General features: G+C 72.7%; 7 protein-coding genes. 5 read left to right on the plus strand and 2 right to left on the minus strand.

The window, feature by feature from the left end; all coding sequences use genetic code 11:
* Both JM949_RS32535 and JM949_RS32540 read left to right on the plus strand, forming a co-directional pair.
* The coding region (locus JM949_RS32535; RefSeq protein WP_238434296.1) for an aminotransferase-like domain-containing protein at window positions 1-988 on the plus strand (988 nt) is incomplete at its 5' end.
* A 53-nt stretch (window positions 989-1,041) separates the two neighbouring features.
* The gene (locus JM949_RS32540) at window positions 1,042-2,277 is read left to right on the plus strand and encodes a low temperature requirement protein A (RefSeq protein ID WP_203151906.1); all 1,236 of its coding nucleotides are present in this window, start codon (window positions 1,042-1,044) and stop codon (window positions 2,275-2,277) included.
* Between the two features lie 118 nt (window positions 2,278-2,395).
* Here the strand turns inward: JM949_RS32540 and JM949_RS32545 are convergent, their stop codons facing one another.
* Complete coding sequence (locus JM949_RS32545; protein ID WP_203151907.1) at window positions 2,396-3,004, minus strand: TetR/AcrR family transcriptional regulator; 609 nt, start codon at window positions 3,002-3,004, stop codon at window positions 2,396-2,398.
* 201 nt (window positions 3,005-3,205) lie between these two features.
* Between JM949_RS32545 and JM949_RS32550 the strand changes: the two genes are divergently transcribed.
* The 3 genes from JM949_RS32550 to JM949_RS39430 are packed head-to-tail and all read left to right on the plus strand — an operon-like array spanning window position 3,206 to window position 5,188.
* Complete coding sequence (locus tag JM949_RS32550) at window positions 3,206-3,766, plus strand: hypothetical protein (protein ID WP_203151908.1); 561 nt, start codon at window positions 3,206-3,208, stop codon at window positions 3,764-3,766.
* A 1-nt stretch (window position 3,767) separates the two neighbouring features.
* Window positions 3,768-4,370 carry an FAD-dependent oxidoreductase gene (locus JM949_RS39425; RefSeq protein ID WP_309232429.1) on the plus strand — a complete coding sequence of 201 codons (603 nt, stop codon included), beginning with the start codon at window positions 3,768-3,770 and terminating at the stop codon, window positions 4,368-4,370.
* Entirely contained in the window at window positions 4,322-5,188 is an 867-nt protein-coding gene (locus tag JM949_RS39430) for an FAD-dependent oxidoreductase (RefSeq protein WP_309232430.1), read from the plus strand. The genes JM949_RS39425 and JM949_RS39430 overlap by 49 nt, the downstream gene beginning before the upstream one ends.
* A gap of 18 nt (window positions 5,189-5,206) precedes the next feature.
* Here JM949_RS39430 and JM949_RS32560 read toward each other — a convergent pair.
* The coding region (locus JM949_RS32560) for a DUF6297 family protein (RefSeq protein WP_203151909.1) at window positions 5,207-6,094 on the minus strand (888 nt) is incomplete at its 5' end.

Raw genomic sequence — 6,094 nt, forward strand, 5'->3', positions numbered from 1 at the left:
TACGGCGACCCGTGCGGCGCGCCCGCGCTCCGACAGGCCGTCCGCCGCCTGGCTGGCCCGCAACCGCGGCATCAGCGCCGACCCCGCCGACGTCATCATCGTGGCCGGCGTCTCCCAGGCGCTCGGGCTGATCGCCCAGGCGCTCACCGCGGCCGGCGTCGATCGGATCGCGGTCGAGGACCCGGGCTCGCTCGGCGTACGGCAGCACCTCAACAACTGGCGGATGGACACCCCGCCGATCACCGTGGACGACGCCGGGCTACGGGTCGACGAGTTGCGGGCCACCGGCGTGTCGGCCGTGATGCTCACCCCCGCGCACCAGTTCCCGACCGGCGTGGTGCTCGACGGCGACCGTCGTCGCCAACTGGTCGAGTGGGCGCGGGCCGGCGGTCTGGTCATCGAGGACGACTACGACGCCGAGCACCGCTACGACCGGCCCCCGGTGCCGGCGCTGCGGGGCCTGCTCTCCGAGCAGGTCTGCTACGCCGGCAGCGTCTCCAAACTGCTCGCCCCCGCCCTGCGGGTCGGCTGGCTGCTCGTGCCGACGCGACTGCGGGCAGCGGTGGTGGCCGCCAAGCGCAACGCCGACCTGGGCAGCGGTGTGCTGCCACAGCTGGTGCTGGCGGAGCTGATCACCTGCGGTGCCTTCGAGCGGCACCTGCGGCTGCTGCGCCGTCGACACATCCGTCGGCGGGACGCGATGATCGCCGCGTTGGCCCGCCACCTGCCGACCGCCACGGTGCACGGCGCCGCCGCCGGTCTGCACCTGACGATCACGCTGGACGAGGACCTGGCCGACACCGAGCTGGCGGCGGCGACGCTGGCGCGTGGGGTGAAGGTGCAACCCCTGTCCTGGCACTGCCAGCGGCCCTACCGGCCGGGGCTGGTGCTCGGCTACGCGGCCCGTACGGCGACCGAGATCCAGACCGGCGTCAGCCAGATCGCCGCCGCCCTCAGCCGCCGAGCGGGGGGCGCCTCGCCGGGCTGACGCAACCCCTCGGGGGTCGATTCGTTGGTGCGAGGGGCGGACTGAGGAGGACGATGACGGCGGGACCTGGCGCCCGGCTGCTGCGCTCGCCGACGAGTTCGGGCCGGGCCACGTTCCTGGAGCTCTTCTTCGATCTGGCGTTCGTGGTGGCCCTCACCCGGGTGTCGCAACGGTTCGCCGAGCTGAGCGACGACACCGGCTGGGCGCTGGTGGCCGGCTTCGGTCGTACCCTGCTGCTCTTTCTGGCGCTTTGGCTGATCTGGTCGCACACCGCGTGGATCACCAGCCGTTACGAACCAGAGCAGGCGGTCATCCAGGCCGTCGTGGTCGGCACGATGTTCGCCGGCCTGGTGCTGGCGGTGACGCTGCCGCGCGGGATGGAGGAGCGGGCGCTGCCGTTCGCGGTCGCGTACCTGTCGGTGATGGTGGTGCGGCCGCTGGTGGTCGCCGTCGCGCTGCGTGGCCATCCGCGACGGTTGGTGCCGTTTCGGCTGGCCGCGTGGGCGGTGGCGAGCGCGCCGCTCTGGCTGGCCGGCGCGTTGGGCCCGGACCGAATTCGCCTGCCGCTGTGGGCCGCCGCCCTCGCCGTCGACTACCTCGCCTGGGCGCTGGGCTGGCCGCTGCCGTGGCTCGGGGCCTCGGCGGTGAACCGCTGGCGGATCGCCGGGATGCATCTCGCCGACCGGCACCAGCAGATGATCCTCATCGCCCTCGGTGAGTCGATCCTGGTCATCGGCATGGTCTTCGGCGGCGCGGACTACTCCGCGGAACGGGCGGCGGCCTTCGCGGTCGCGTTCACCACCAGCGCGCTGCTCTGGCGGCTCTATTTCTACCGGGCCGGTCTGCTGCTGACCGAGGCGTTGGATCGGGCGGGTATGCCCGGCAAGCTGGGCACCGCGTCGGAGCGGACGCATCTGCTGATCGTGCTCAGCGTGCTCGTCACCGGGGTCGGTTACGAGATGGTGATCGATCATCCGTACGGTCCGCCGCGGCCGAGTTGGCTGCTGTTCGTGGTAGGCGGGCCGGTGCTGTTCCTGCTGGCCCGGATGCGGTTGGAGTACGAGATCTTCGGCCGCGTCGCCCGATCCCTGCTGATCGGCACGGTGGTCCTGCTGCTCTTTACGCCGGCCCTGTTCCACTGGACGCCGATGGTCGCGCTGAGCGTGGTGGCGGTCGTGCTGGCAGTGGTCGCGCTCCTCGACGCGCGGCGCAGCCGGCGACGGCCGCTGGAGGTCTCCGCTCCACCGGTCGGCCGGGAGACATCCGGCGATCGCGACTTCGAGGCGTGACCACGCGCGGTGGTGCGCCGCGACCACCCGGAGGACCGCCGGCCGCGACCCACCCGTCGGGCCGTCACCACCACCTGGTCGTCGTCATTCCTGGTAAATCCGCGAGGCGGTCGTGGCGCTAGCGGCCGGATTCGGTCGACTGACGTTCGGCGTTGATCCGGAGCAGCCCCTGGGTGCCGTGCAGAAAGGTCTCGGACACCAGCGCGGGGTTGAACAGGCAGCCGGCTGCCATGGCGCCGTCGCGGAGCATGACGAAGTGACGCGCGGCGGCGTCCGCCGTCGCTTCGTGGACCTGCGCCATCAGCGTGGTGAGCGTGTCCAGGAACCATTGCCGGTGGGCGATGATCTCCTGGTGCACCGGGTGGTCGGGGTCGGGATACTCCGCTGCGGCGTTCAGAAAGGCACAGCCACGGAACGTGGGGGACTGGATGGTGCGGGCGATGGAGTCGGCGATGGCGAGCAGCGAGTCGACCGGCGCGGGGTTGGTGGCGATCGCCGCGTCGACCATGCCACGCTCCAGGTGATGGACCTCCCGCAGGTAGGCCAGGATGAGGTCGTCCTTGCTGGGGAAGTGCCGGTAGAACGTGGCCCGGGTCACCTGTGCCTCGGCGACGATCCGGTCCACGCCGACGGAGTGGATCCCCTCGGCGTAGAAGAGCCTGGTTGCCGTGCTGAGCAGCCGGAGTCGCGCGGCGGACTGCCGGGTGTCGGGTTCGGTGCGCGTCATGCCCCCACTATATCGGCTAGAACGTTCGGTCCCGTCGCGCTGAGCGATCCTTGGTGTGAGGTAGAACGTTCGGTCTTGACGCCGGCCGTCACGGTTGCGATAGTTGGCGAGACAGAACGATCGGTGTCGCGAACGGGGGCGGTGGCAAGCCCTGCCGAACGCGACACCACGTTCGATACCCCACGCCTCGGAAGGGTCACCGTGACCACCATCGCTGCATCGCCCGGCATCTCCCAGTCCGCCTCCGCCCTGCGACGGCTGTACTTCACCCGCTTCGGGTTCGCCATCGTGTGGGCGCTCGTGACGATCGCGACGGCGAAGGAGATCAGTCCGCTCACCGTGGTGCTGTTCGTGCTCTACCCGCTGTTCGACGTGGGCGCCGCGTACTACGACCTGCGTTCGACGCGGACCACCGGCTCGCCGACCCTGCTGTCCGTGAACATCGCGGTAAGCCTGCTCACCGCCGTCGGCGTGGGCGTCGCCAGCACGTCCGGCATCCCCGCCGTGCTGCGGGTCTGGGGCGCCTGGGCGGTGGTGGCCGGTCTGGTCCAGTTGATCGTGGGTGTCACCCGTCGCGGGATGGGCGGCCAGTGGCCGATGATCATCAGCGGTGGCATCTCGGTGCTGGCCGGTGGGTCCTTCATCGCCAGCGCGTCAGCGGACAACCCGTCGCTGACCAACGCGGCCGGTTACGCCATCCCCGGCGCCATCTTCTTCCTCATCGCCGCCATCCGTCTCGGCCGCGTCGCGAAGGGCAACTGAGATGACCGCCATCGAGTACGACGTCGTCGTGATCGGCGCGGGCCCGGTCGGCGAGAACGTGGCCGACCGGATCGTGCGGGGCGGTCTGACCGCCGCCATCGTCGAGCGGGAGTTGGTCGGCGGGGAGTGCTCGTACTGGGCCTGCATGCCGACCAAGGCGCTGCTGCGCAGTGCGTCCGCGCTGCGGGCGGCGCGGCAGCTGCCCGGTGCGCGGGAAGCGGTGACGGGAAACCTGGACGCGGCGGCGGTGCTCCGACGCCGGGACTCGTTCGCCTCCCACTGGAAGGACGACGGGCAGGTGTCCTGGCTCGAGTCGGCGGGGATCGCGCTGCACCGCGGCCACGGGCGGCTGGTGTCGGCCCAGGTCGTCGAGGTCACCGACATCGACGGCGGCACGACCAGACTGACCGCGCGGCACGCGGTGGTCGTCGCGACCGGCAGCAGCGCGCTGCTGCCGGACATCCCCGGGCTGCGCGAGGCGGCCCCCTGGTCCAGCCGGGAGGCCGCCTCGGCCGGCTCGGTTCCGCGCCGGCTCGCCATCGTCGCGGTGGCGTGGTGGCGGCCGAGATGGCGACCGCGTACGCCGCCCTGGGGTCGTCGGTGACGGTGCTGGCCCGTGACGGTGTGCTGCCATCGGTCGAGCCGTTCGCGGCGAAGCTGGTCACCGAGTCGTTGCGCGAGGCCGGCGTGTCGGTACGCCTCGGCGCGGAGGCCGTTGCCGTCAACCGCGACGACAGCGCAACGGTGCACATCGCCACCGCCGACGGCGAGCGGGTGGAAGCCGACGAGGTGCTGGTGGCGATCGGCCGGACCCCGAACACCCAGGATCTCGGGCTGGAAACCGTCGGGCTGGCGCCGGGAGCCTGGCTGCCGGTCGACGACACGTTGCGCGTCGTCGGCGGCGGGAACTGGCTGTACGCCGCCGGCGACGTCAACCGCCGGGTGCTCCTGACCCACCAGGGCAAGTATCAGGCCCGCGCGGCGGGCGACGTGATCGTGGCCCGGGCGAAGGGGGAGCAGGTCGAGGACGGCCGGTGGGGCCGGCACGTGGCGACGGCCGATGAGCGTGCGGTGCCCCAGGTGGTCTTCACCGACCCGGAGATCGCGTCGGTGGGGCTGACCGCGGCAGCGGCCACCGCCGCCGGACTGCGGATCCGGGTCGTGGACCACGACCTGGCCGCCGTCGCCGGAGCCGCCCTGCACGCCGACGGCTACCAGGGGCACGCCCGGATGGTGGTCGACGAGGACCGCAGGGTGATCGTGGGCTTCACCGTCGCCGGCCCGGACGTCGCCGAACTGATCCACGCCGCGACGATCGCCGTCGTCGGCGAGGTCCCACTGGACCGGCTCTGGCACGCGGTTCCGGCGTACCCGACCGTCAGCGAGGTGTGGCTACGGCTGCTGGAGACGTACGGTCGATGACCGTGCGGGTGGTGCCGGTCAGCCCAGGAACAGCTGGACGAGGACCAGCACGGCGAGCAGCGCCGGCCCCCGTGAGCCCTGCCGCAGCAGGTCGACCGGGACCATCCCGAACGGCGTGTTGACCGTCGCGCCACCGTAGTCGATCGGCGGACGGGTGCCGGCCCGGAACGCGGCGGCCACCACACCGAGCGCCAGCGTCGGCGCCAGCCAGGCCGGCCCCGGGTCGACGGTCGGCACTGTCAGCAACCACCACATTCCCGCGCCGACCGCCGGCACCACCACGTGGATCCCGCGTAGCAGGGCGTCGCTGCCGCCGAGCGCCCGGCGCAGACCGGGCGACCGGCTGACCGCCCGCAGACCGCCGGTCAACCGGTCGGCGGCGAGGTACGCGAACACCACCTGCGCGGCGCCGGCCAACCCGGGCAGGGCGAGCGCGGCAGCGTACTGCACCCCGAGCAGCGTCGCCCAGACCAGCCCGGCGCTCGGGTGCCGGCGCAGCCGGCGCACGTCGGCCTGGAGCAGCGCCCACCAGCCCGGGCCCGGTAGGAACCGGCGGCTGCGCACCCGGCCGATCCGGCGCCACCGCCGGCTCTCCACCAAACTGGCGAGCAGGCTCGGATCCAGCAGGATGGTGGCCGTGGCGGCGGCGTTGGCGAACTGCGCGCCGGTGGTCAGGGTGGCCCGGTCGACCCGGGGCAGCGCGCGTACCGCGAGGATCGTGCCCAGCACCGCGAGCGGCACCGCGACGGCGACCAGCGCGAGCGTCGGCGTCGCCGCCGGGCGGGGCAGCCCGTCACCGAAACGACCGGCGAGCACCACCAGGGCCGTGATCACCGCCGCCGCCACCATCGGCACCGCGCCGGCCACTGTCGGCCACCGCCGGCCCGCCCGGCTGCTCTGCGCGAC

This window comes from Micromonospora tarensis (assembly GCF_016803395.1).
Classification (GTDB): domain Bacteria; phylum Actinomycetota; class Actinomycetes; order Mycobacteriales; family Micromonosporaceae; genus Micromonospora; species Micromonospora tarensis.